This is a genomic window from Peribacillus sp. NPDC056705 (assembly GCF_043656335.1).
The window spans coordinates 307,756-332,450 of record NZ_JBHTYI010000002.1; the positions used below are offsets into that span (position 1 = coordinate 307,756).

Genomic DNA, 24,695 nt, shown 5'->3' on the forward strand with positions numbered 1-24,695 from the left:
AATTTGTCAGGTCGTACTTCTTCATCCAAAATTTATCTCGATGTCGTTGAGAGCCTACGTACCATGATTGAAGCGGACAGCCTCTTGCCAGGAGATAAAATCCCATCAGAACGGGAGTTATCGGATCGTTTTAATGTTGGCCGTTCCTCTGTCCGTGAAGCATTGCGTGCCTTAGAACTATTAGGGTTAATAGAAACAAGGCGCGGTGAAGGGACGTTTATCAGGGATTTCCAGGAGCATAAGCTAGTCGAGCTTCTGGGAACCTTTTTTTTGCAAGATAAAAAAGTACAAGAAGATTTGTCTGAGACGAAAAGGCTGATTGAAATTGACTGTTTGCGGATCGTCGCTTTTTTCGCTACGGCTGATGAAATCAAAAGATTAATGGTCTGGGTCAAAGCGGATGAGTTTCATGATGATGATTTCTTTTTAAGAATTGCCATTTTGAATCGCAATCGATTGCTGGAAAGAATTTGGCGCATTGTCAACAGCTATGCCAGAACATCAGAGATGGTACAGGGTAATGTGAAAAAAGAAGATTATCTGGCACTTCTTACATATTTGCTCGAACGTGATGAAGAAAAAGCCATCGAAACGTATCTTATTAGAATTAGAAATATGTCGAAGGACGAGTGACACCTTTTTACACAATACTAATTTTATTTCTGATATAGTTTGTACCAAGTATCATAAAATAGATAATTGGTGGTAAAGGGAGGATTAAGCTTGCTTAAAGAGCTATTTGCGAAGTCTAAGAAGAAATATGCAACGGTTCCTTTAGATCGTGAGAAACAAGATGTACCGGAAGGAATCATGACAAAGTGCACCGGCTGTAAAAAAATCATGTATACAAAAGAATTGGTGAAAAACAAGAAAGTCTGTCTGCATTGCGGGTACCATCATCCGATGTCTTCCCATGAGCGCATCGAATTTTTATTCGACGCAGGCACTTTTAATGAATTTGATAAAGAAATGATTTCGGTTAACCCGCTTGAATTTCCAGATTACTTAGAGAAGCTGGAAAAAGATAGAAAGAAAGCCAAGATTAATGAGGCGGTTGTCACGGGAGTGGGAAGCATCAATGGGTACCAAGTTTCCACGGCCATCATGGATTCAAATTTCCGGATGGGAAGCATGGGATCCGTTGTTGGGGAAAAAATCACCCGTGCCATTGAACGTGCAGGTGAATTGAAGATTCCGTTCATCATATTTACGGCATCAGGCGGCGCTCGGATGCAGGAGGGTGTTTTAAGCTTGATGCAGATGGCGAAGACCAGTGCGGCACTGAAGATATTCAGCAATGAAGGCGGACTGATCATATCAATGATGACCCATCCTACCACAGGCGGGGTTTCGGCAAGTTTCGCGTCACTTGGCGATATTAATCTAGCCGAGCCAGGAGCCCTTATTGGATTTGCGGGACGAAGAATCATTGAACAGACGATCCATGAAGAGCTTCCTGAAGATTTCCAAACGGCTGAATTCTTGATGAAGCACGGCCAATTGGATGCGGTCGTCAAACGTACGGAAATGAAGGAAACCTTGACGACGATCCTTAAAATCCATGCCCCGGGCGGTGAATGGTTATGATTTACGAATTAGAATTCGAGCGTCCAATTACGGACCTCAGAAATAAAATTAAAGAACTAAAAGCCATTTCGAAGGACGCTGATGTAGACCTGACAGCCGAAATCGAAACATTGGAAAAGCGTCTAGAGAAGCTGGAAGTGGAAATATATAACCATCTTAAACCGTGGGATCGCGTTCAGATCGCCCGCCATCCAGCCCGTCCGACGACGCTTGATTACATTCCGCTATTATTTAATGACTTCATCGAGTTTCATGGTGATCGTTATTATGGGGATGATGAAGCGATTGTAGCTGGAATTGCAGAATTTGATGGACGTGCCGTGACTGTCATCGGTCATCAGCGAGGTAAAGATACGAAGGAAAACATCCGTCGTAACTTTGGCATGCCTCACCCTGAAGGCTATCGAAAAGCTTTACGTCTGATGAAACAGGCGGAAAAATTCAACCGCCCGATTATTTGTTTCATTGATACGAAGGGAGCTTTCCCTGGTAAAGCTGCTGAAGAGCGCGGGCAAAGTGAAGCCATTGCGAAAAACCTTTTCGAAATGGCGGGGCTGAAGGTGCCTGTCATCAGTATTGTCATCGGTGAAGGCGGTAGCGGCGGTGCATTGGCACTTGGCGTCGGGGACCGAATTTTCATGCTTGAGAACTCAACATATTCGGTGATTTCCCCTGAAGGGGCTGCAGCCTTGCTGTGGAAGGATGCCTCTCAGGCTAAGAGGGCTGCGGAATCGATGAAAATCACTGCTCCCGATTTAAACCGCTTAGGAGTCATCGATGAGATCATTCCTGAAGTGAGGGGCGGCGCCCATCGGGATTCAAATTTACAGGCAGAAGCCATCAAGGATATCCTGAAACGTTCATTCAATGAACTTCTGCCATTAAATAGTGATGATCTTATCAACCAGCGTTATATGAAATTCAAGAAAATCGGTGAATATGAATTTGCAAAACAGCCTGAGGGAGAGCCTAAGGAAGTTGAACAGCATTCATAAACACATTTACAAAAGGGAAAACGTGCTGCCTGGGGCAACACGTTTTTTCATCCTTTCATGGGTATATATGTATTCATTACAGAAACGTGTAAAGAATATGGTTTGTGTGTAGAATGTAAACTTTTGCGCCATTTTACTTCAATTTCTGATGAGAATCGGTTAGGCTTATAACATCAAGTGAGCATAAGTGTAACAGTTACTGCTTATTGAAGCTTGAAAAAGGGTACAATGATATAACGAGGCTAAAAATTGATTAGTGCTGTAGAGAGGTGACATTTATGAAGAGAATAGGTGTATTGACAAGTGGAGGAGATTCTCCTGGCATGAATGCGGCAGTCCGAGCGGTTGTCCGAAAAGCAATTTTTCATGAAATTGAGGTCTTCGGAATTTATCATGGCTATCAGGGACTGATAAATGGAAATATAAAGAAGCTTGAACTTGGGTCGGTCGGGGATATCATTCATCGAGGCGGCACGATGTTACATACGGCTCGCTGTCCGGAATTTAAGACGGAGGAAGGCCAGCTAAAAGCGATTGAACAATTGAATAAACTTGGTATCGAGGGCATTGTCATCATTGGCGGCGATGGTTCATACCGCGGAGCGAAAGCTTTAACGGAAAGGGGCTTCCCATGTATCGGGGTTCCTGGAACGATTGATAATGACATACCGGGTACGGACTTCACGATTGGTTTCGATACGGCCCTTAATACAGTCATCGATGCTATCGATAAAATTCGGGATACGGCCACTTCACATGAAAGGACTTATGTCGTAGAAGTGATGGGAAGAGATGCCGGCGATATTGCGCTTTGGGCTGGATTGGCTGGCGGAGCCGAAACGATTCTTTGTCCTGAATATGAATATGATATAGAAGATCTGATTGGGAAGCTGAACCGCGGACATGACCGTGGGAAAAAGCATAGTATCATCATTGTAGCTGAAGGTGTTGGAAGTGCCGTTGATATCTCTAGGAAAATTGAGGAAAAGGCTGGGTTTGAAACCCGTGTAACAGTCTTGGGCCATGTTCAGCGCGGAGGATCTCCTTCGGCAAATGACCGTGTATTGGCAAGCAGGCTTGGAGCAAAAGCAGTTGAACTGCTTCTTGAAGGAAAAGGAGGCAGGGCTGTCGGGATAGAACAAAATCAACTCGTTGATTATGATATCATCGAAGCTCTTGCTAAACCGCATACTATTGATAAGAAAATGTATGAATTATCTGCTGAGCTATCCATTTAATCATTATGGGTCGGTAGGAATGTTTAAAGAAGACATAATACACTGCGCCCCTGTCAGTGGACAGGCGGCAGTTTTCCTTAAAGGAGGATGAAAACATGCGTAAAACCAAGATTGTTTGTACGATTGGCCCCGCAAGTGAAAGTATAGAAAAGCTGGTTCAATTAATAGAGGCGGGGATGAATGTAGCACGGCTTAACTTTTCTCATGGAAATCATGAAGAACATGCCGCTAGAATACGCAATATTAGAGAAGCGAGCGAAAAGGCGGGTAAACAGGTTGCCATACTGTTGGATACAAAAGGACCTGAAATAAGGACAAATAATATGGAAAATGACTCCATGGAGCTTGTAGCCGGCAATGAAATCATTATTTCCATGAATGAAGTCCTGGGAACACCTGAAAAATTCTCCATTACCTATGAAGGGCTTCTGCATGATGTCCACCCAGGATCTAAAATCCTTTTGGATGATGGATTGATTGGGCTTGAAGTGTTGAAGATAGATAAGGTAAGAAAAGAAATCCATACCAAAATATTGAATAGCGGTACACTTAAGAACAAAAAAGGCGTGAATGTTCCTGGAGTTTCGGTTAACCTGCCTGGCATAACGGAGAAAGATGAACAGGATATCCTTTTTGGGATCGAACAGGGTATTGACTTCATTGCTGCCTCATTTGTACGCAGGGCTTCCGATGTGCTTGAAGTAAGTGAATTATTGCAGCAAAATGGAGCGGAACATATTCAAATCATCCCTAAGATCGAAAATCAAGAGGGCGTGGACCGTCTTGATGAAATCTTGGAAGTTTCAGATGGCTTGATGGTAGCGCGGGGAGATTTAGGAGTGGAAATTCCCGCAGAAGAAGTGCCATTAGTCCAAAAACAGATGATCAAAAAATGTAATAATGCTGGGAAACCAGTCATAACGGCTACACAAATGCTCGATTCGATGCAGCGTAATCCAAGGCCGACCCGTGCAGAAGCAAGTGACGTCGCCAATGCCATATTTGATGGAACGGATGCAATCATGCTTTCTGGCGAAACAGCTGCTGGGACTTATCCTGTGGAAGCGGTGCAAACGATGCATAACATTGCTTCACGTGCTGAAACTGCCCTTGATTATCGGGATATATTATCAATCAGAAGCAAAGTGAACCGCCATAATGTTACTGATGCTATTGGTCAATCCGTTGCCCACACCGCGCTTAATCTTAATGCAGGGGCAATCATCACCCCTACAGAAAGCGGTCATACGGCAAGGATGATTTCCAAATACCGCCCTAAAGCACCGATCATTGCGGTTACATCCAATGATCATGTTTCAAGACGGCTTGCATTGGCTTGGGGAGTCTATCCGCAGATTGGTCCAAAAGCGACAACTACCGATGAAATGCTTCAAACCGCAATAGATGAAAGCTTGCATTCCGGCTTAGTTTCCCACGGGGATTTAGTCGTCATTACAGCCGGTGTGCCTGTAGGTGAAACAGGTACGACTAACTTGATGAAAATTCATGTGTTAGGAGAGGTCCTTTTGAAGGCTCAAGGAATCGGCAGGAAATCAGCGAAAGGTGAAGTGGTTGTAGCTAAGAATGCCAAGGAAGCTTTGGAAAAAGTGACGGAAGGCTCTGTATTGGTTACGATCGGTTCGGACCGTGAAATGATGCCGGCGATAGAAAAGTGTGCGGCATTGATTACGGAAGAAGGCGGTTTGACAAGCCATGCAGCTGTTGTAGGAGTTACATTGGGCATACCGGTCATCGTTGGGGCAGAGGACGCGACCAAGGTTTTCAAGGATGGTCAAAGAATAACAGTCGATGCAGGTCGCGGAGTCATTTACGATGGGCATGCCAACGTTTTGTAAAACGAAATTTTGGCTGATTCCGTGCAAATGAGGTAAGATGGATGTACCGCACCAGAAATGGGCTGTGCAGGAGGAATGTAGATGAAATACTTTTTAATGTTTATCATTGCGATGCCGGTCGTTGAAATTATTGTCCTTTTGCTGTCAGGCAATCTGATTGGTTTTTGGCCAACGCTGTTCCTGATTGTAGCCACAGGTTTGATCGGGGTCTATTTGGCTAAACGGCAAGGGATGGAAACATGGAAAAAGGCACAGGAACAGATTCGTTACGGAATGATGCCAGGAAATGAAATCATTGATGGAATCTGTATCTTTATCGGAGCTGCATTCTTGCTGTCCCCTGGGCTCATCTCGGATATCATGGGATTGATCCTTGTGTTTCCGCCAACCCGGAAACTCCTCAAACCGATTGTTATCCGGTTTATCATGAACAGGATGAATAAAGGGAAAGTTACCATCATTCAGCATAAATAATATAAGGCTGTCTAAGGGCTAAAGCTTTTAGGCAGCCTTTTTTGGTCTGGAAAAAAGGTCGAAAAAAGCATCCAAGTTTTTATAGGATGCTTTTTTTGATTAACAATGAAATGAGAGTTACATGGTTAATCGGATTTTGCCTGTTTCACTATTAAATGATGAATTCCACGAGATTGAAAAAGTGTATAATAACAGGAATTTTAAAGATTAACCCTTTGGAAACATTGGTAAATTAGGCTTTTCCATGCTTAAAAATCTTTTTTTAGATTTTTTCGAAAAAACTGGTGACAAATTTATACAACGTGTTATATAATACAAACAGGAAATAAAACAACTGTATTATAACATAGGTGATTTGGAAAGGATGTGGAGAGGCAACATGATTACGGAAGCAAAAGGCTTACAAATTACAGGCAACATTAAGCCAGGATATGAACAAATACTTACAACGGAAGCTCTTCAATTCATTGAAAGAATTGAACGGCATTTCAGTGGAAGAAGGAAAGAACTTCTAGAACGGCGGAAAAGCGTTCAGGAAGAACTGAATCAAGGCAAGGTTCCTGATTTCCTTGAAGAAACGAAGCATATTCGCGAAAGTGATTGGACGATTGCGCCCCTCCCGAATGATTTGCAGGACCGCAGGGTTGAAATCACTGGACCTGTTGAACGTAAAATGATCATCAATGCCATGAACTCAGGTGCCAATGTATTCATGGCGGACTTTGAAGATGCCAATTCACCCACTTGGGAGAATTGCATTGATGGCCAATTGAATTTGCGGGATGCAATTCGCGGAACCATTTCATTTAAAAATCCAAATGGCAAAGTGTATGAATTAAATGAAAGAACAGCTGTCCTGAAGGTAAGGCCACGCGGCTGGCATTTGGAGGAAAAACATGTCCTATTGGATGGACAGCCTATATCAGCCAGCATTTTTGATTTCGGACTGTACTTTTACCACAACGCAAAAGCATTGGTCGAAAAACAAAGCGGTCCATACTTTTACTTACCAAAAATGGAAAGCCATCTAGAAGCAAGATTATGGAATGACATATTCGTATATGCGCAGAACGATTTGAGAGTTCCGCAAGGAACCATCAAGGCAACGGTCTTGATAGAAACGATTCTTGCTGCATTCGAAATGGACGAAATTCTGTACGAGCTGAAAGAACATTCAGCAGGCCTGAACTGTGGCCGCTGGGATTATATCTTTAGTTTCCTGAAGAAATTCCGTCACTCGGATGATGTCATCTTCCCAGACCGGCAGCAGGTCACGATGACCGTCCCGAACATGAGGGCGTATTCCTTACTGGCAATCAAAACATGCCACACTCGTAATGCTCCTGCAATCGGCGGGATGGCGGCGCAAATTCCTGTGAAAAATGACCCGGTTAAGAACGATGAGGCTTTTGCGAAAGTCAAGGCGGATAAAGAACGCGAAGCAAGAGACGGTCATGATGGAACATGGGTTGCCCATCCAGGTATGGTAAGCACGGCAAAAGAGGTTTTTGACCTGCTCGTCCCAAAACCGAATCAAATTTACCGAAAACGGGAAGATGTCCATGTAACAGCTCAAGAGTTGCTGGCTGTACCGGAAGGAACGATCACAGAGGCAGGATTAAGGACGAATATTAACGTAGGCATCCAATATATCGCCTCCTGGTTAAGCGGCAGAGGTGCGGCACCCATCAATAACTTAATGGAAGATGCTGCCACCGCCGAAATTTCAAGGGCTCAAGTTTGGCAATGGATCCGTCATCCAAAAGGCATTCTCGAAGATGGCAGGAAAATAACCGAGGAATTATTCCATCAAATCAAAGAAGAAGAATTGGCGGTCATTAAATCCGAAGTAGGGGAAGAAACTTTCAAATCAGGAAAGTTTGAAGAGTCTACTAAACTATTTGAACAATTGATTGAAGCGGATGACTTTGCAGATTTCTTAACGAATGCGGCATACGAAAAATTATCTTAATATTCAAAATATAAATGATGAATTAGGAGGAAATAATGATGATGAATGAGAGAGCGCAAAAATTACAACAAAGCTGGGAAAATGACTCACGGTGGACTGGTGTTAAACGTCCTTATACGGCCGAAGAAGTTATTAAACTAAGAGGTTCCATCGATATTGAACAAACATTGGCACGCCGTGGTTCTGAAAAACTATGGAATCTATTGAATACGGAGGATTTCATCAATGCATTAGGGGCGTTGACTGGTAACCAAGCCATGCAGCAGGTGAAAGCTGGTTTAAAAGCAATTTACTTAAGCGGTTGGCAAGTGGCGGCAGATGCTAACATCGCAGGGCAAATGTACCCTGACCAAAGTTTATATCCAGCCAACTCCGTGCCGCAAGTAGTTAAACGCATTAATCAGACGCTTCAGCGTGCAGACCAAATCAGCTTTGCTGAAGGAAAAGATGATATCGATTGGTTCGCTCCAATCGTGGCGGATGCTGAAGCGGGCTTTGGCGGTTCCCTGAACGTCTTCGAATTAATGAAAGGCATGATCGAAGCTGGAGCGGCAGGCGTTCATTTTGAAGACCAGCTTTCTTCCGAGAAAAAATGCGGTCACCTAGGCGGTAAAGTGCTTCTTCCAACCCAAACGGCAGTACGTAATTTAGTTTCCGCCCGATTGGCAGCCGACGTAATGGGTACACCGACTATCTTGATTGCCCGTACCGATGCTGATGCTGCAGATTTGATCACCGATGATATCGATCCGGTCGATGCACCATTCATCACTGGCGAAAGGACTCCAGAAGGATTCTATCGCACGAATGCAGGTCTTGACCAAGCAATTGCAAGAGGCCTGGCTTATGCGCCGTATGCCGACCTTATCTGGTGTGAGACTTCTGAACCTAATCTAGCGGATGCTCGCCGCTTTGCCGAAGCGATCCATGCAGAGTTCCCGGGCAAACTGCTAGCCTACAATTGTTCCCCATCATTTAACTGGAAAGCGAAATTAAGTGATGAAGAGATTGCAAATTATCAGGTGGAATTGGGTAAATTGGGTTATAAATTCCAATTCGTTACACTTGCTGGCTTCCACTCATTGAATCATAGCATGTTCAACCTTGCTCTTGGTTATAAAGACCGCGGCATGGCTGCATACTCAGAACTTCAACAAGCGGAGTTCGCTAGTGAGCCAGACGGCTATACGGCAACACGCCATCAGCGTGAAGTGGGAACTGGTTACTTTGATGAAGTGGCACAAGTCGTTTCTGGTGGAACATCATCCACAACAGCGCTTGCAGGTTCTACTGAAACAGAACAATTCGAGACGTCAAAATAATTTAGCTTAAAACCAAAAATCCGCCTTGTACCCAAGGCGGATTTTTAAATGGAAATGGTGAATGCTAATAGATGTCTGGAGTATCTTAAGTCGTTTTCTTCGTATCGCCGATAATGAAGATCCATATGGCCTTGAAGACATTGGCACGCTGGAGTGTATTGAATATGACAAGTACGACAGGTCCTGCGATCAGACCCAGGAAACCGATCAATTTGAAGCCGATGAACAAGGCGATGAGAGTGGCAAGCGGATCCAAACCAATACTGGAAGAAAGTACTTTTGGCTCTATTAACTGACGCTGGACAACGACGATTATGTAAAGAACGGACAAACCGATTGCAAGACTTGTATTCCCGGCAATGAATTCAAAGATGATCCAAGGAATGAAAACCGTACCTGTACCTAAATAGGGGATGATGTCGACCAGTCCGCATATCAGGGCAATGGTAATCGAATAATTCACCCCCAAAATGAGAAAACCGATTAAAATCGTGACAGTCGTCAATGAAACAAGTGTGAATTGTGCACGGATAAATCCGAACAAAGCTCGTTTTAAGTCCCTGAATAAACGCTTGGCACCTGCAAAAATCTTATCAGGCAATACCTTTCCAGTCATGCGGTTAAAGGTATCCCAATCTTTGCTGATGAAGAAAGTGCCCAGCAGGGTAAAAAGGAGTGCCGTTGCTGTAGTTGGAAACCATCCGATGATTGTGGGGATGTTCTTCAAGAAAGCTTGAATGAAGCCGCTTACTCCGGTAGTGATGGATTCACCGATATTTTGGATATTCTTGAGGACTGTGTCCTGCTGATCGGTATCCAAATTATTGAACATGGCTGCTATTTGATTATAAAAAGGGATGACGGTGGACGCGATGTATGTTTCTATATAATCCACGATGGTTTCAATATGTTTCGGGATGACACCAGCCAGGTAATTGGTCCCTGAAATGATCTCGGTGACAAGTAATGTGATGAGACCCGCAAATAAAAGGAAAATGAGTAAAAGGGAAACGAATACAGCCAACCCCCGTGGCAGCCTTCCTTTCCTTTCGAAAAAAGTGACCAGGGGATTCATCAAGAAAGCGATTATCATGGCAATGATGAATGGATATGTATATTTAGATAAATAAAACAAGGCAATTCCGCCTAAAATTATCCCGCCGATGACCAGTAAAGAGCGAATGAAACGATACATATATACCGGATTCAAGTCATATCCTCCTTCAATCATAAAGTTTGTATTATAATTGTAACGATGATGGAAAAGAAAGGAAAGATTCTTTCATCTTTCGGCTTAAATTTTTTCCGCAGATGCATCGTTCCATAAATCATTTTTCTCCCAGGAAATACGGGAGTTTGTTATGTTAAAATAACAAAAACAGAAGGAAGAAGGTGAAGGGAGAATGATCAACGGTCCTGTCGTATTTTTAATTCTGCTTGCTGCAATCGGTTGGTTTGGGAAAAACACCTCACTGATCATGGCTGCGGGTTTTCTTTTAAGCATGAAACTGATCGGCCTTGACGCTAAAGTGTTTCCATACCTGGAAGCGAAAGGAATCAACCTGGGCGTTACGATCATTACGATTTCGGTACTCATACCCATAGCAAACGGGGCGATAGGTTTCAAGGAACTCGGAGAAGCAATAAAATCTCCTTATGCCTGGATTGCGCTTGCATCTGGAATAGCGGTTGCGCTCATAGCGAAAAATGGGATTACGCTTTTATCACATGATCCGCACATTACCACGGCTCTTGTTTTTGGGACGATTCTTGCAGTCGCATTATTCAAAGGTGTGGCTGTCGGTCCATTAATCGGGGCGGGAATTGCTTATTTATGCATGCAGATCTTCAATTTTTTTAAATGAAGCGAGTGGCAGAGGGGAGAAAAAACCCGTCAGTCGTGGAGATGGAAATTTTCTATTTAATGTTTCGTTTATTCTGCTTTGAGGCGAATTTTCAAAAAAACGTTTTGGATCGCATAAAAAAAAGCAAGAGAATATGTAGCTAATTTTTCTAATAAAATAATAATTTTTTCACATTTTAAGTGCTTTTCATTCCCAAAAAAGTGTTTATTGTTTATAATAATGTTGTAACTGCTCTGATTTATTAAAATTGGGATTCAGAATATCTTTGATATTTTTGAGGAATCTTAAAAAAAGATGTAGTTATTGAGCAAGCGCTCACTAGGAATAGCTACAAGCATTATTTTTAGAAATTCGTTTAAAGGATTATCGTACATTTTACTATTGTTGGGGTCATATTCTGTGAACGCTTCCAATACAAGATGTATGTCTTCTGCTAAAAAATAGATGGTTGTTTACAATAGCTAATTTCTTGGAAGCGCTATATTTATACGCTAATAGCAAGGGCATAGGGGAATATTTAGGAAAAGGAGAGATTTAGTATGACAGCAACAAAAGGTCTTGAAGGTGTGGTAGCAACAACTTCATCAGTAAGCTCCATCATCGATGACACATTAACGTATGTAGGTTATGACATCGATGATTTAGCTTCTAACGCAACATTCGAGGAAGTAATCTATCTTTTATGGCACGGAGCTCTTCCGAACAAAAGCCAATTAGAAGAATTAACTCAACAACTTGCTGAAAATGCTGAAATTCCAGCTGAAGTGGTTAATCACTTCAAAACATACCCAATCGATAAAGTACATCCAATGGGAGCTCTTCGCACTGCAGTATCTCTTCTGGGTCTTTATGATGAAGAAGCAGATGTAATGAGTGAAGATGCTAACTATCGTAAAGCAATCCGCATCCAAGCAAAAATCCCTACATTGGTAACAACTTTCGCTCGCATCCGTCAAGGGAAAGAAGCTGTTGCTCCACGTACGGATTTAAGCTTTGCTGCTAACTTCTTATATATGTTAAGCGGTAACGAACCAACGGCAATCGAAGAAGAAGCATTCAACAAAGCATTGGTTCTTCATGCTGACCATGAATTAAACGCTTCTACATTCACTGCACGCGTTTGTGTGGCTACATTATCTGATATCTATTCTGGCGTAACTTCTGCCATCGGCGCTTTAAAAGGCCCTCTTCACGGCGGAGCTAACGAACAAGTCATGAAAATGCTTACAGAAATTGGTTCAGTTGAAAACGTTGAGCCATATATCAACGAAAAATTAGCCAATAAAGAAAAAATCATGGGCTTTGGCCATCGTGTATACCGTAAAGGTGATCCCCGTGCCAAGCACCTTAAAGAAATGTCACGAAAACTGACTGAACTTACTGGACAACCGCAATATTATGATATGTCCATCAAAATTCATGAAATCGTAACCGGTCAAAAAAATCTTCCGCCGAACGTGGATTTCTATTCTGCTTCCGTATACCACAGTTTAGGTATCGAGCATGACTTATTTACACCAATCTTTGCTGTAAGCCGTGCTTCAGGCTGGATCGCTCACATCCTTGAGCAATATTCAAACAACCGCCTTATCCGTCCGCGTGCAGAGTATGTTGGACCAGGTATGCAAAAATACGTACCGATTGAAAAACGCTAATTAAAAGTTTTTTCGAAAAATCATTTTTTATTTCATCGAATTTGTAGTAAATTAATAGATGTGAGTAAAAAAGGTTAGTGGTTCTGCCCCATTAAATGGCAGTCCATCTAACCTTTGAATTTGAATCGGAGGTAAGAGACATGACACAAAGCCAAAAAATCACAGTTACTAACGGTGCTCTTAACGTACCAAACAATCCAATCGTTCCTTATATTGAGGGAGACGGAATCGGTCCTGATATCTGGGCTGCAGCATCCCGCGTTTTAGACGCAGCAGTTGAAAAAGCTTACAATGGCGAAAAGAAAATCGAATGGAAAGAAGTTTTAGCTGGACAAAAAGCATTTGACCAAACGGGCGAATGGCTTCCGCAAGAAACTCTTGATGTCATTAACGAATATCTAATCGCTATTAAAGGACCTCTTACAACTCCAATCGGTGGCGGTATCCGCTCATTGAACGTTGCATTGCGTCAAGTATTGGACTTATTCGTATGTCTTCGTCCAGTACGTTACTTTGAAGGTGTACCTTCACCAGTTAAACGTCCAGAAGACACTGACATGGTCATCTTCCGTGAAAACACTGAAGATATCTATGCTGGTATCGAATATGCAAAAGGTTCTGACGAAGCTAAAAAATTAATCGAATTCCTGCAAAATGAATTCGGTGTTCAAAATATTCGTTTCCCTGAAACTTCAGGTATCGGAATTAAACCGATTTCCGAAGAAGGTACGAAACGTCTTGTTCGCTCTGCACTTAACTATGCGATCAAAGAAGGCCGTAAGTCATTAACGCTTGTTCATAAAGGTAACATCATGAAATTCACTGAAGGTGCATTCAAAACTTGGGGTTATGAAGTTGCAGAACAAGAATTCGCCGATAAAGTGTTCACATGGAACCAATATGACAAAATTAAAGAAGCTGAAGGCACTGAAGCTGCTAACAAAGCACAATCTGCTGCTGAAGCTGAAGGCAAAATCATCGTTAAAGATTCAATTGCTGATATCTTCTTACAACAAATCCTGACTCGTCCTAAAGAGTTTGATGTTGTTGCAACAATGAACTTGAACGGAGATTACATTTCTGATGCATTAGCTGCACAAGTTGGCGGAATCGGTATCGCTCCAGGAGCAAACATCAACTACGAAACTGGACATGCCATCTTCGAAGCAACTCACGGAACGGCTCCTAAATATGCTGGTCTTGATAAAGTTAACCCATCTTCAGTTCTTCTTTCAGGCGTTCTTTTACTTGAGCACCTTGGCTGGAACGAAGCTGCAGACAGCATCACTAAATCAGTGGAACAAACAATCGCTTCTAAAGTTGTTACATACGACTTTGCCCGCCTAATGGAAGGTGCAACGGAAGTTAAATGTTCTGAGTTCGCAGACGAGCTTATCAAAAACCTTAAATAATTCATTACATGCTTTCTGGAAAAGTGCCTGAATGGGCTCTTTTCCAGGAAGCTTATATTTCATGAGGATGTTAAAAGTATTCCAAAAGTATTCATAATATTTTAAGGAGGAAATAACATGTCTAAACGTAAAAAAATCACAGTTGTAGGTGCTGGATTCACTGGTGCTACAGCAGCATTCTTAGCCGCTCAAAAAGAACTTGGCGATATCGTTTTAGTTGATATCCCGCAAGCTGAAAACCCTACTAAAGGTAAAGCCCTTGATATGGCGGAAGCAGGACCTGTCCTAGGTTTCGATGCTAACATCATCGGTACATCCGACTATGCAGAAACAGCGGATTCCGACGTAGTGATCATCACTGCCGGAATTGCCCGTAAACCCGGCATGAGCCGTGACGACTTAGTTCAAACTAATCAAAAAGTTATGATATCAGTAACAAAAGAAGTCGTTAAATATTCCCCTAACACAACCATCATCGTTTTGACTAACCCTGTAGATGCAATGACTTACACTGTTTACAAAGAATCAGGTTTCCCTAAAGAACGCGTTATCGGACAATCAGGTGTCCTTGATACAGCTCGTTTCCGTACTTTCGTAGCTCAGGAATTAAACTTATCGGTTAAAGATGTAACTGGCTTCGTACTTGGTGGACACGGAGATGATATGGTTCCATTGGTACGTTACTCTTATGCAGGAGGGATTCCTTTGGAAACATTGATCCCCCAAGATCGTTTAGAAGCAATCGTGGCTCGTACCCGCACTGGCGGCGGAGAAATCGTCAACCTTCTTGGAAACGGAAGCGCCTATTATGCACCGGCAGCATCTTTAGTGGAAATGGCTGAAGCGATCCTTAAAGACCAACGTCGCGTTCTTCCGTCCATCGCTTATCTTGAAGGTGAATATGGATTTGAAGGTATCTACCTTGGAGTGCCGACTGTTCTGGGTGCAAAGGGCATTGAACAAATCATCGAACTGGAATTGACTGAAGACGAAAAAGCGTCACTTTCAAAATCAGTTGAATCAGTTAAAGCAGTAATGCAAGTCCTTCAATAAGTGAACAAGATCAGACTGTTCGGATATAGGAAGAAAAGGCCATGGTCTTTTTCCGATTCCGGACAGTTTTTTTCGCTTCAAAAGTCCTGGGAACTTATGAACTCCCTGCTGAAGACAAGGAATAACTTACTTACCGTTTTTTTTATGTGTAAATTTCATATAATATTCTTTATAATGGAATTGGATGAGTAGACCAAGAAATTGGTCTTTTGGGTAATACATAATTCAGGAGGATCTAATGTCAAAGAAAATTCTCGTAGTGGATGATGAACAATCAATAGTTACCTTACTTCAGTACAATTTAGAACAAGCAGGCTATTCGGTGATCACAGCTTTGGATGGAGAACAAGGGCTGGAGGCTGCCGTGGATATACGCCCCGATTTAGTGGTATTGGATTTGATGCTGCCTAAAATGGACGGGCTTGAAGTATGTAAGCAGCTTCGCCAGCAAAAAATCAATATACCGATCTTGATGCTGACAGCTAAGGACGATGAATTTGACAAGGTGCTGGGACTTGAACTAGGGGCGGATGATTATTTGACCAAGCCATTCAGTCCTAGGGAGGTAGTGGCCCGGATTAAAGCCATTTTAAGAAGATCCCAGTTACAAGCTAACGGCATGGATTCAAGTCAGGATCTGGAAGATGGCCTCTTGAAATTAGGGGAATTGAAAGTGTTTCCGGAACGATACGAAGCATTCTTTGATGAACAGCAATTAGAATTGACTCCAAAGGAATTTGAATTACTTTTATATCTGGCGAAGAATAAAGGAAGAGTGCTGACCAGGGATCAACTGCTGAGTGCAGTATGGAATTATGATTTCGCGGGAGACTCACGAATCGTCGATGTCCATATTAGCCATCTTCGAGAAAAAATAGAAAAAGATACAAAAAAACCTTTATATATTAAAACGATAAGGGGCTTGGGGTATAAGCTTGAGGAGCCTAAAAAAGAATGACGACCTATCGTAAAAAGCTCTTATTTACCCTCATCACACTGGTGATGGTCGTCCTGATGGCCGTGGGCTTTTTATTGGGACACTTGTTCAAAAGCTATTATATTAAAACGTTCAATGACCGTATAAAGAACGAAACATTTTTCATTTCTACATATATTCAGGAGCATGGCGGGATTGACTCCTTTTTGGAAAAAGGGAAGACGGCAGAACTGACACCCCTTTTAGATTCGAATTTAACCATTCTATCCACGAATGGGGAAATATTATACGATTCGACAACATCCAATGAAATATTTAAAGGCCATGCCAATGTCCTTCGTAAAATAACTTTGGAAAAAGGGCTTAAGCAAGGGGAAGGGTATGAAGTGGTCGAAGGCGAATCGGACCTCCATTATTATTGGAAGACGATTGAAAAGGATGGAAAGATTGAAGGCTTTGTCGTACATAGCAATGAAATAGAGGCCATCAATCAAGTGAATAAACAAATGTGGCAAATATTGATCATTTGTTTAGGGGTTGCCTTGATCATCATTCTCATGCTTGCGAGCAAAATCACTTCATATTATACGCGTCCGATCGAGGAGGCGACGATGGCGGCCATTGAACTGGCAAAAGGGAATTATGGAACCAGGACATTCGGGCGGCATTCGGATGAAACGGGAATGCTGACAACTTCCTTGAACATATTGGCGAGGAATCTTCAGGAAACAGAGATAGCGAGGGAAATGAATCAGGATCGTTTGGAAACACTTGTTGAAAACATCGGTAGTGGTGTCTTGCTGATAGACAGTAAAGGGTATACTACATTAATCAACCGGGAATTCAAGAAAAGTTTTCGTGTGAACTCCGCTACGTTTTTGTTTCAGGAATATTATTCGGTCATTAAAGATCAGGAAGTCATAGCCATCATCGAAGAAATCTTTCGAACGGAAAAGACGATTAAACGACAGGTGAAAATACCACTTGCCATAGAACGTAAGCATTTTGAGATTTATGGGGCTCCCATTATCGGGAATCACGATGAATGGAAGGGGATCCTCCTCATTTTCCATGATATCACCGAATTGAAAAGGCTCGAGCAGATGCGGAAGGATTTCGTGGCTAATGTGTCCCATGAATTGAGAACCCCGATCACTTCTATAAAAGGCTTTTCTGAAACATTGTTGGATGGCGCCTTAAAGGACGAAAAGACCTTAAAACACTTTTTAACGATTATCCTGAAAGAAAGTGATCGGCTGCAGGAACTCATTCAGGAGCTTCTGAATTTATCCAAAATGGAGCAACAGGAGTTCGTTTTAAACGCAGGGGTCGTGGATATTACGAAAGTGCTTGGTGAAATACAAGAGATGCTTATAGGCAAGCTGAAAGAAAAAGATGTATCCCTTGAAATTAAAACATCACCGGAGCCGGTATTAGTTGAAGGGGAATCTGACAGGATCAAGCAGGTTTTCATCAATTTGATTACGAACGCATTGACCTATACACCAAATGGGGGCAGGGTCACCGTTGATATCATTGAAAATGAGCAGACGGTCGATATAGCAGTGCAAGACAGCGGGATCGGCATCGAAGAAAAAGAACTGCCGAGGATCTTTGAACGATTTTACCGGATCGATAAGGCGAGGAGTCGCGATTCAGGAGGAACGGGCATTGGACTGGCAATCGTCAAGCATATAATAGAAGTCCATAAAGGTAAAATCAATGTGGAAAGCACACCTGGAACCGGGACGACTTTTACAGTCACATTAAATAAAAGCTTAAAAGGAATGTAGCGGGTTTCTTATTTACATGTCCTTTACAATTCCTTAAAACGGACTTCATAATGCAGGGGTACAATGGTTATAACCCCTCATCCAAGGAGTTAAACATTGACAGAGACATAGTCTCTGTCTTTTATTTTTGGCTATATTTCCCGGGAACGATTCCTCTATCCTATTTTCCTGGAAATATATTTGATTTTTATGAAACTTTAGGCCCTTCCTTGCGTAAATAAGATATAACTGCAAAGAAGGGGTGATACATATCGTTAGCTTAAAAAGGATATATACGATCACAGGACTTGTCTTTCTTATTTTAATTTTAGGTGTAGTTGCGATATCGACCTGGTACACGGTTGATGAATCCGATCAAGCTGTCATCATGACGTTTGGTAAAGTGGAGCAAACGATAACGGAACCAGGACTTCACTTTAAACTGCCTTGGCCCATTCAATCCGTCGAGAAATTATCCAAAGAAACATTCAGTCTTAAATTTGGATATAAGGAAGAGGATGGAGAGGTGAAGGATTACCCGAGCGAGACCAAAATGATTACGGGTGATGAAAATATTGTGCTGGCCGACCTGGTGGTCCAGTGGAAAATCACCGACCCTCCAAAATATCTATACAATGCAGAGGATCCAGAAAAAATATTATACGATACGACTTCAGCTGCATTACGGAGCATTATCGGCAGCACGAAAATCGATGATGCCCTTACATCCGGTAAAGCGCAAATCGAAGCGGATGTACGCGATTTATTATCACAGCTAATGGAGAAATATGATGTCGGGATTTCCATATCTGCGGTTAAACTCCAGGACGTGGAGTTACCGAATGAAGAAGTGCGGAAAGCATTTACCAATGTAACGGATGCCCGGGAAACGGCGAATACGAAAATCAACGAAGCGGATAAATATGAAAATAAACGTATGAATGAAGCGGAAGGGGAAAAAGATGCCCTCATTTCACAGGCTAATGGGGATAAAGCTGCCCGTACCGAAGCTGCCCGCGGGGATGTAGCGGTCTTTGAAAAATTACTTAGTGAGTATAAGGGCAATAAGGGGATTACGAAGGACCGCCTTATTATTGAAACCCTTGAGGAAGTAATGCCGAATGCAGAGATTTATATTATGAATGATGATGGAAACACCATGAAGTACTTGCCGCTTCGCTCGCTTGAAAAGGAGGAAACGAAAAAAACTCCTGCCTCCGATGAAGCCGCTATACCTGAAGAAGAAACGAACAAAGCGAATGCATCGGAAGAAAAAGCGACAGGGGAAGGGGGCACTAAACAATGAGCGGAAAAATAATAGATTTCTCTGAGTTGAAAAAAGGGGATTTTCATTGGAGGGGCTATGTGAGAATCGGCATTTTCCTGATTATTTTCATCGCGTTGCTGCTAATCATCCTCACCAATGTCTATATCGTCAAAGAGGGCGAATACAAAGTCGTCCGCCAATTCGGTGAGGTGGTAAGGATCGATAAGACACCGGGATTGAAGGCGAAGGTGCCATTCATACAGAGTATCATGACCTTGCCGAAGTATCAGATGACTTCTGATGTTTCCGAAGCGGAAATCAATACGAAAGATAAAAAGCGGATGCTGATCGATAACTATGCAGTTTGGAGAATAGAAGATCCGAAGAAATTGATTACAAATGCAAGGACACTAGAGAATGCCGAAACGAAAATGGAAGAGTTCATCTATTCGGCAGTTCGTTCTGAGCTTGGCCAGCTGAATTATGACGAGATCATCAATGATGAGAAGTCATCAAGGGGAAGTTTAAACGACCGCATAACCGAAAAAGTCAACGATCTGCTGCAAAAGGACAGTTATGGAATCAGCTTGACGGATGTCCGGATAAAGCGGACTGACTTGCCCTCCGAAAACGAAGCATCCGTCTTCAAGAGGATGATTTCCGAGCGGGAATCGAAAGCGCAAGAATACTTATCCAAAGGTGATGCGAAGAAAAACCGTATCATTGCGGATACTGATCGGAAAGTGAAAGAATTGCTCTCCACTGCAGAGGCTGATGCAGAAGTGATCAGGGCTGAAGGTGAAGGGGAAGCAGCGAAAATCTATAATAAGTCGTTTTCCAAAGACCCCGAATTCTATAAACTATACCGGACTCTTGAATCCTACAAAAAAACGATTGGTGATCAAACGGTCATCGTTCTGCCATCGGATTCCCCTTATGCCAGCCTGTTAATGGGAAATACTAAATAACCTTGATGCCGTCATTTTTCTTTCCGCTTCTACTCATGGTAGAATAGAGAAAGAAAATGAACGGCTTTTTTCGTTTTAATATAGAAGCTACAACTACATAAACCTGTATGACTGGAGGAAGACGGATTTGGATAAAAAGTTAGTACTTATAGATGGAAACAGCATTGCATACCGTGCGTTTTTTGCGCTTCCGCTCTTGAATAATGATAAGGGGGTCCATACGAATTCCGTGTACGGATTCACCATGATGCTCAATCGCATTCTTGAAGAAGAAAAGCCAACGCACATACTTGTGGCATTCGATGCGGGTAAAACGACATTCAGACATGCATCATTTAAAGAATATAAGGGCGGGCGCCAAAAAACGCCTCCGGAACTATCGGAGCAATTCCCTTTCATTCGCGAACTGCTTGATTGTTTTCAAATAAAAAGGTATGAACTGGAGAACTACGAAGCCGATGATATTATCGGTACGCTGTCTTTACAAGCGGAAAAAGATGGTTTTGAAGTGAAGGTCATTTCAGGTGATAAGGATTTAACACAATTATCCTCCCCTAGTACGACGGTTTCCATCACGAAAAAGGGGATTACTGAAATTGAGGAATACACTCCAAAGCATATACATGAAAAATACGGCCTATCCCCTTTGCAAATCATTGATTTAAAAGGGTTGATGGGCGATGCTTCCGACAATATTCCCGGTATTCCGGGTGTAGGTGAAAAGACTGCCCTTAAATTATTGCATCAATTCGAAACGGTTGAAAACCTTCTGCAGTCGATTGATGAGGTAAGCGGACAAAAATTGAAAGAGAAAATAGAAGAACATAGAGACCTGGCCCTATTGAGCAAAGAGCTGGCTACGATAACGAGGGAAGCGCCGCTTGAAGTTTCCGTAAACGAGACCGAGTACACTGGCATGGATCAGGATCGAGTCATCTCATTCTATAAGGAGCTTGGGTTTTCGACTTTGCTCGATAAATTGGATGTAACGGAAAGTGCACCGCTTGAACAGGAGAAGATAGAAGTGCACACGTCCGAAATGACAGAAGCAATGTTTGCGGATGAAAGTGCCTTATATGTTGAGATTTTAGAAGATAATTATCATCATGCCGAAATTAGGGGAATCGCCATCAGTAATGAACAAGGTAATTTTTACTTCAATGGGGATGATGCTCTGAGTTCCGGGGCATTTAAATCCTGGGCGGAGGATGAAACAAAAAAGAAAACGGTTTTCGATGCGAAGCGTACGGTTGTGGCACTGCGTCATCGGGGAGTCCAAATAAAAGGCATCGATTTTGATGTATTTTTGGCATCCTATATCCTGAATCCCGCAGAGTCAGTGGACGAAGTGGCTGAAATCACGAAAACTCAAGGTACGACCCGTCTTGAAACAGATGATGTTTTTTATGGAAAAGGTGCAAAACGCAAAATACCTGAGGAAGCGGAATTGAGGGAGCATATCGCCAGAAAATCGAAGGCGATCCTTTCTCTGAAAGAACCGATGATCGATAAGCTGCAAGAGTTCGAGCAATTTCACCTGTTTACGGAACTGGAGCTGCCACTGTCGATCATTCTGGCCAATATGGAATGGCAGGGAATCAAGGTGGATATAGGCAGATTGAAAAACATGGGACAGGAGTTAGCCGTTCGCTTAAGAAACATCGAAGCCCGAATTTTTGATTTGGCTGGAGAGGCGTTCAATATCAATTCACCTAAACAGCTCGGGGCCATCCTGTTTGAAAAGTTGGAGCTTCCAGTCATGAAGAAAACCAAAACTGGTTATTCGACTTCAGCCGATGTGCTGGAAAAACTGGAGAGCAAGCATGATATCGTTAAGGAGATATTGCTATATCGCCAGCTTGGTAAGTTGCAATCAACTTATATTGAAGGGTTGCTTAAAGTGGTCAATGGCAAAACGGACAAGGTGCACACCCGGTTCAACCAAGCATTGACCCAGACCGGCCGGTTAAGTTCTACAGATCCCAATCTGCAGAATATCCCGATCAGACTGGAAGAAGGCAGGAAAATCAGGCAGGCCTTCATTCCTTCCGAAAAGGATTGGATCATTTTTGCTGCCGATTACTCACAGATCGAGTTACGCGTCCTGGCGCATATCGCCAATGACAGCGGATTGGTGGAAGCATTCCAGGCCGGGATGGACATCCATACAAGGACAGCCATGGATGTATTCCACGTACCGGCAGACCAAGTCACGGCGAACATGAGGCGCCATGCCAAAGCGGTCAACTTCGGAATCGTTTATGGTATAAGTGACTACGGGCTATCGCAAAGTCTCGGCATCACGAGAAAAGAAGCGGGAGAGTTCATCGAGAAGTATTTAAGAAGCTTTCCTGGTGTTCAGGAATATATGGAAGAAAGCATACATGAGGCCCGTCAAAAAGGATATAGCACGACTCTGATGCAAAGAAGGCGCTATATACCTGAGATAACAAGCAGGAATTTCAACATCAGGAGCTTTGCCGAACGGACAGCGATGAATACGCCGATTCAAGGCAGTGCCGCGGATATCATCAAGCTAGCCATGATAAACATGAGTAAGCGCCTGAAACGGGAAGGTCTTAAAACGAGAATGCTTCTGCAGGTGCATGATGAATTGATTTTTGAAACGCCTCCCGAGGAACTCGAAATCCTTAAAGTGATCGTTCCGGAGGAAATGGAAAATGCCATTGAACTGAACGTGCCCCTTAAAGTGGATTATGCTTTTGGGCCAACATGGTTTGATGCCAAATAATAAAAGATAGGTGATTGCAATGCCAGAACTTCCAGAAGTGGAAACAGTCAGAAGAACGTTAGAGCAGCTCGTGCTCGGAAAAGAAATCAAGGAAGTGTCAGTCTTCTGGCCAAAGATCATAAAAGCGCCTGAACCTGTCGAACAGTTTCAGGATGCTTTAAGGGGACAGACGATTACGGGAATAGGTCGTCGGGGCAAGTTCCTCATTTTCACCTTGGATGATTATTCATTGGTTTCGCATTTAAGAATGGAAGGGAAATACGGCGTGCATCCAAAAGAAGAGCCGTATGATAAGCATACCCATGTGATCTTCACTTTCACGGATGGCAGTGAACTCAGGTACAGGGATGTCCGGAAATTCGGAACGATGCATCTATTTGCCAAAGGGGAAGAACTCGAGCGGCTGCCACTGTTGCATTTAGGGCCTGAACCGTTGTCTGAAGATTTTACTGTCGAGGGGCTAAGTGGCAAGTTGGCAAGAACCAACAGGAAAATCAAGCCCGTTCTCCTTGATCAAACGGTTGTCGTCGGGATTGGGAATATATATGTAGACGAGTCGTTATTCCGTTCCGGTATCCATCCGGAGAGAATCGCTTCTTCACTCTCGTTGCAGGAAATCAAAACGTTGCATGCAGAAATCATCGCGACGTTAGGTGAAGCTGTGGAAAAAGGCGGGAGTACGATTCGATCATACATTAATTCCCAAGGGCAAATCGGCATGTTTCAGTTGGAACTTAATGTTTATGGACGAAAAGGCGAGAACTGCAAAACATGCGGCACGCCACTTGAAAAACTGGTCGTTGCAGGACGCGGCACACATATTTGCCCGTCATGCCAGCCGTTAAAATAGGTAATGTTTTTTCAAACACATCGGATGGGCTCCATCCATATACTAGGGTAGCAACGAGTAGGGAAGGAGTATTATTCCGATGTGGCTACAAATTATTTTTCTCGCTTTTGCAGTTAGTATTGACGGATTTGGCGTAGGTATGACATTCGGTATGCGGAAGATGAAAATCCCCTTAAGGTCAATAGCGGTCATCTCGTTTTGTTCTGCCTTGAGTTTAGGTATTGCGATGGTCATCGGACAATTCATCAGTCAGCTCATATCGGTCGGGGCGGCTGAAAAAACGGGTGGCATCATCCTCATTTTCCTTGGTGCCTGGATGGTATACCAGTATTTTAAGCCTGAAAAAGATTTGAAAGATGATAGATATCATGAAAAGATCATCTTTAATTTTGAAATTAAATCACTTGGGGTAGTCATTAATATTTTACAAAAACCATTGAATGCCGATTTTGATAAATCAGGTACGATTACGGGTGTTGAAGCGCTTGTTCTGGGATTTGCACTTTCGCTGGATGCGTTCGGGGCCGGAGTTGGCGCGGCTATGATCGGCATTTCACCGATTATCCTTGCAGGGTGCATCGCTGTTATGAGTTCAATTTTCATTTGGAGCGGGCTTCAAAGCGGGAAATTGCTTTCAAATAATAAAGTTGTCCAGCGATTGACCTTTCTACCAGGTGTACTGTTGATTATCATCGGTATATTCAAGTTATGATACATGGT

Annotated in this window: 20 protein-coding genes; 19 read left to right on the forward strand and 1 reads right to left on the reverse strand. The window is 42.8% G+C overall.

Features of this window, described 5'->3' with window-relative positions:
* The first annotated feature begins 3 nt into the window (after positions 1 to 3).
* From ACFRAK_RS03925 to aceA, 8 genes are all read left to right on the forward strand, one after another.
* Complete coding sequence (locus ACFRAK_RS03925; protein ID WP_260285407.1) at positions 4 to 633, forward strand: FadR/GntR family transcriptional regulator; 630 nt, start codon at positions 4 to 6, stop codon at positions 631 to 633.
* A gap of 90 nt (positions 634 to 723) precedes the next feature.
* A complete protein-coding gene (accD, locus tag ACFRAK_RS03930; protein WP_260285406.1) occupies positions 724 to 1,587 on the forward strand; it encodes an acetyl-CoA carboxylase, carboxyltransferase subunit beta in 864 nt (287 codons plus the stop codon).
* Positions 1,584 to 2,582 (forward strand): acetyl-CoA carboxylase carboxyl transferase subunit alpha, encoded by a 999-nt coding sequence (gene accA, locus ACFRAK_RS03935; protein ID WP_394571332.1) that lies wholly within the window; start codon positions 1,584 to 1,586, stop codon positions 2,580 to 2,582. The genes accD and accA overlap by 4 nt, the downstream gene beginning before the upstream one ends.
* 278 nt (positions 2,583 to 2,860) lie before the next feature.
* A complete protein-coding gene (gene pfkA, locus ACFRAK_RS03940) occupies positions 2,861 to 3,820 on the forward strand; it encodes a 6-phosphofructokinase (RefSeq protein WP_076364752.1) in 960 nt (319 codons plus the stop codon).
* A 95-nt stretch (positions 3,821 to 3,915) separates the two neighbouring features.
* Complete coding sequence (pyk, locus tag ACFRAK_RS03945; protein ID WP_192206043.1) at positions 3,916 to 5,676, forward strand: pyruvate kinase; 1,761 nt, start codon at positions 3,916 to 3,918, stop codon at positions 5,674 to 5,676.
* Positions 5,677 to 5,757: 81 nt separating this feature from the next.
* A complete protein-coding gene (locus ACFRAK_RS03950) occupies positions 5,758 to 6,150 on the forward strand; it encodes an FxsA family protein (RefSeq protein ID WP_387602423.1) in 393 nt (130 codons plus the stop codon).
* Between the two features lie 379 nt (positions 6,151 to 6,529).
* Positions 6,530 to 8,122, forward strand: coding sequence for a malate synthase A (gene aceB / locus ACFRAK_RS03955; protein WP_387705194.1), 1,593 nt, complete (start codon positions 6,530 to 6,532; stop codon positions 8,120 to 8,122).
* 38 nt (positions 8,123 to 8,160) lie between these two features.
* Positions 8,161 to 9,444 carry an isocitrate lyase gene (gene aceA / locus ACFRAK_RS03960; RefSeq protein WP_192206040.1) on the forward strand — a complete coding sequence of 428 codons (1,284 nt, stop codon included), beginning with the start codon at positions 8,161 to 8,163 and terminating at the stop codon, positions 9,442 to 9,444.
* 85 nt (positions 9,445 to 9,529) lie between these two features.
* Here the strand turns inward: aceA and ytvI are convergent, their stop codons facing one another.
* Entirely contained in the window at positions 9,530 to 10,654 is a 1,125-nt protein-coding gene (ytvI, locus tag ACFRAK_RS03965) for a sporulation integral membrane protein YtvI (protein ID WP_260285398.1), read from the reverse strand.
* A 193-nt stretch (positions 10,655 to 10,847) separates the two neighbouring features.
* On the opposite strand from ytvI, the gene ACFRAK_RS03970 reads away from it, so the two are divergent.
* From ACFRAK_RS03970 to ytaF, 11 genes are all read left to right on the forward strand, one after another.
* Positions 10,848 to 11,309, forward strand: coding sequence for a DUF441 domain-containing protein (locus ACFRAK_RS03970; RefSeq protein ID WP_387705198.1), 462 nt, complete (start codon positions 10,848 to 10,850; stop codon positions 11,307 to 11,309).
* A gap of 539 nt (positions 11,310 to 11,848) precedes the next feature.
* Positions 11,849 to 12,964 carry a citrate synthase gene (gene citZ / locus ACFRAK_RS03975; protein WP_260285397.1) on the forward strand — a complete coding sequence of 372 codons (1,116 nt, stop codon included), beginning with the start codon at positions 11,849 to 11,851 and terminating at the stop codon, positions 12,962 to 12,964.
* A 95-nt stretch (positions 12,965 to 13,059) separates the two neighbouring features.
* Positions 13,060 to 14,376, forward strand: coding sequence for an NADP-dependent isocitrate dehydrogenase (gene icd, locus ACFRAK_RS03980; RefSeq protein WP_394571333.1), 1,317 nt, complete (start codon positions 13,060 to 13,062; stop codon positions 14,374 to 14,376).
* 117 nt (positions 14,377 to 14,493) lie between these two features.
* The gene (gene mdh / locus ACFRAK_RS03985; RefSeq protein ID WP_260285395.1) at positions 14,494 to 15,429 is read left to right on the forward strand and encodes a malate dehydrogenase; all 936 of its coding nucleotides are present in this window, start codon (positions 14,494 to 14,496) and stop codon (positions 15,427 to 15,429) included.
* 238 nt (positions 15,430 to 15,667) lie between these two features.
* On the forward strand, positions 15,668 to 16,387 hold the full coding sequence (locus ACFRAK_RS03990; protein ID WP_394571334.1) for a response regulator transcription factor: 720 nt from the start codon (positions 15,668 to 15,670) through the stop codon (positions 16,385 to 16,387).
* The gene (gene pnpS, locus ACFRAK_RS03995) at positions 16,384 to 18,159 is read left to right on the forward strand and encodes a two-component system histidine kinase PnpS (RefSeq protein WP_394571335.1); all 1,776 of its coding nucleotides are present in this window, start codon (positions 16,384 to 16,386) and stop codon (positions 18,157 to 18,159) included. Before ACFRAK_RS03990 ends, pnpS begins: the two co-directional genes overlap by 4 nt.
* Positions 18,160 to 18,409: 250 nt before the next feature.
* Positions 18,410 to 19,444 carry an FtsH protease activity modulator HflK gene (hflK, locus tag ACFRAK_RS04000; protein ID WP_192207993.1) on the forward strand — a complete coding sequence of 345 codons (1,035 nt, stop codon included), beginning with the start codon at positions 18,410 to 18,412 and terminating at the stop codon, positions 19,442 to 19,444.
* The gene (hflC, locus tag ACFRAK_RS04005; protein ID WP_076364772.1) at positions 19,441 to 20,373 is read left to right on the forward strand and encodes a protease modulator HflC; all 933 of its coding nucleotides are present in this window, start codon (positions 19,441 to 19,443) and stop codon (positions 20,371 to 20,373) included. Before hflK ends, hflC begins: the two co-directional genes overlap by 4 nt.
* Positions 20,374 to 20,500: 127 nt before the next feature.
* Positions 20,501 to 23,125 (forward strand): DNA polymerase I, encoded by a 2,625-nt coding sequence (gene polA / locus ACFRAK_RS04010; RefSeq protein WP_387602439.1) that lies wholly within the window; start codon positions 20,501 to 20,503, stop codon positions 23,123 to 23,125.
* Positions 23,126 to 23,144: 19 nt separating this feature from the next.
* A complete protein-coding gene (mutM, locus tag ACFRAK_RS04015) occupies positions 23,145 to 23,975 on the forward strand; it encodes a DNA-formamidopyrimidine glycosylase (protein WP_260285391.1) in 831 nt (276 codons plus the stop codon).
* A gap of 79 nt (positions 23,976 to 24,054) precedes the next feature.
* Complete coding sequence (gene ytaF / locus ACFRAK_RS04020; RefSeq protein WP_260285389.1) at positions 24,055 to 24,687, forward strand: sporulation membrane protein YtaF; 633 nt, start codon at positions 24,055 to 24,057, stop codon at positions 24,685 to 24,687.
* Positions 24,688 to 24,695 lie beyond the last annotated feature (8 nt).

What these genes read in the sequence shown, in the direction of transcription:
- pyk (WP_192206043.1), top strand. Translation starts at nt 3,916, where the DNA reads ATGCGTAAAACCAAGATTGTTTGTACGATTGGCCCCGCAAGTGAAAGT.
- accA (WP_394571332.1), top strand. Translation starts at nt 1,584, where the DNA reads ATGATTTACGAATTAGAATTCGAGCGTCCAATTACGGACCTCAGAAAT.
- pfkA (WP_076364752.1), top strand. Translation starts at nt 2,861, where the DNA reads ATGAAGAGAATAGGTGTATTGACAAGTGGAGGAGATTCTCCTGGCATG.
- ACFRAK_RS03970 (WP_387705198.1), top strand. Translation starts at nt 10,848, where the DNA reads ATGATCAACGGTCCTGTCGTATTTTTAATTCTGCTTGCTGCAATCGGT.
- mdh (WP_260285395.1), top strand. Translation starts at nt 14,494, where the DNA reads ATGTCTAAACGTAAAAAAATCACAGTTGTAGGTGCTGGATTCACTGGT.
- pnpS (WP_394571335.1), top strand. Translation starts at nt 16,384, where the DNA reads ATGACGACCTATCGTAAAAAGCTCTTATTTACCCTCATCACACTGGTG.
- aceA (WP_192206040.1), top strand. Translation starts at nt 8,161, where the DNA reads ATGATGAATGAGAGAGCGCAAAAATTACAACAAAGCTGGGAAAATGAC.
- citZ (WP_260285397.1), top strand. Translation starts at nt 11,849, where the DNA reads ATGACAGCAACAAAAGGTCTTGAAGGTGTGGTAGCAACAACTTCATCA.
- ACFRAK_RS03950 (WP_387602423.1), top strand. Translation starts at nt 5,758, where the DNA reads ATGAAATACTTTTTAATGTTTATCATTGCGATGCCGGTCGTTGAAATT.
- icd (WP_394571333.1), top strand. Translation starts at nt 13,060, where the DNA reads ATGGCAGTCCATCTAACCTTTGAATTTGAATCGGAGGTAAGAGACATG.
- mutM (WP_260285391.1), top strand. Translation starts at nt 23,145, where the DNA reads ATGCCAGAACTTCCAGAAGTGGAAACAGTCAGAAGAACGTTAGAGCAG.
- ACFRAK_RS03990 (WP_394571334.1), top strand. Translation starts at nt 15,668, where the DNA reads ATGTCAAAGAAAATTCTCGTAGTGGATGATGAACAATCAATAGTTACC.
- hflC (WP_076364772.1), top strand. Translation starts at nt 19,441, where the DNA reads ATGAGCGGAAAAATAATAGATTTCTCTGAGTTGAAAAAAGGGGATTTT.
- ytaF (WP_260285389.1), top strand. Translation starts at nt 24,055, where the DNA reads ATGTGGCTACAAATTATTTTTCTCGCTTTTGCAGTTAGTATTGACGGA.
- aceB (WP_387705194.1), top strand. Translation starts at nt 6,530, where the DNA reads ATGATTACGGAAGCAAAAGGCTTACAAATTACAGGCAACATTAAGCCA.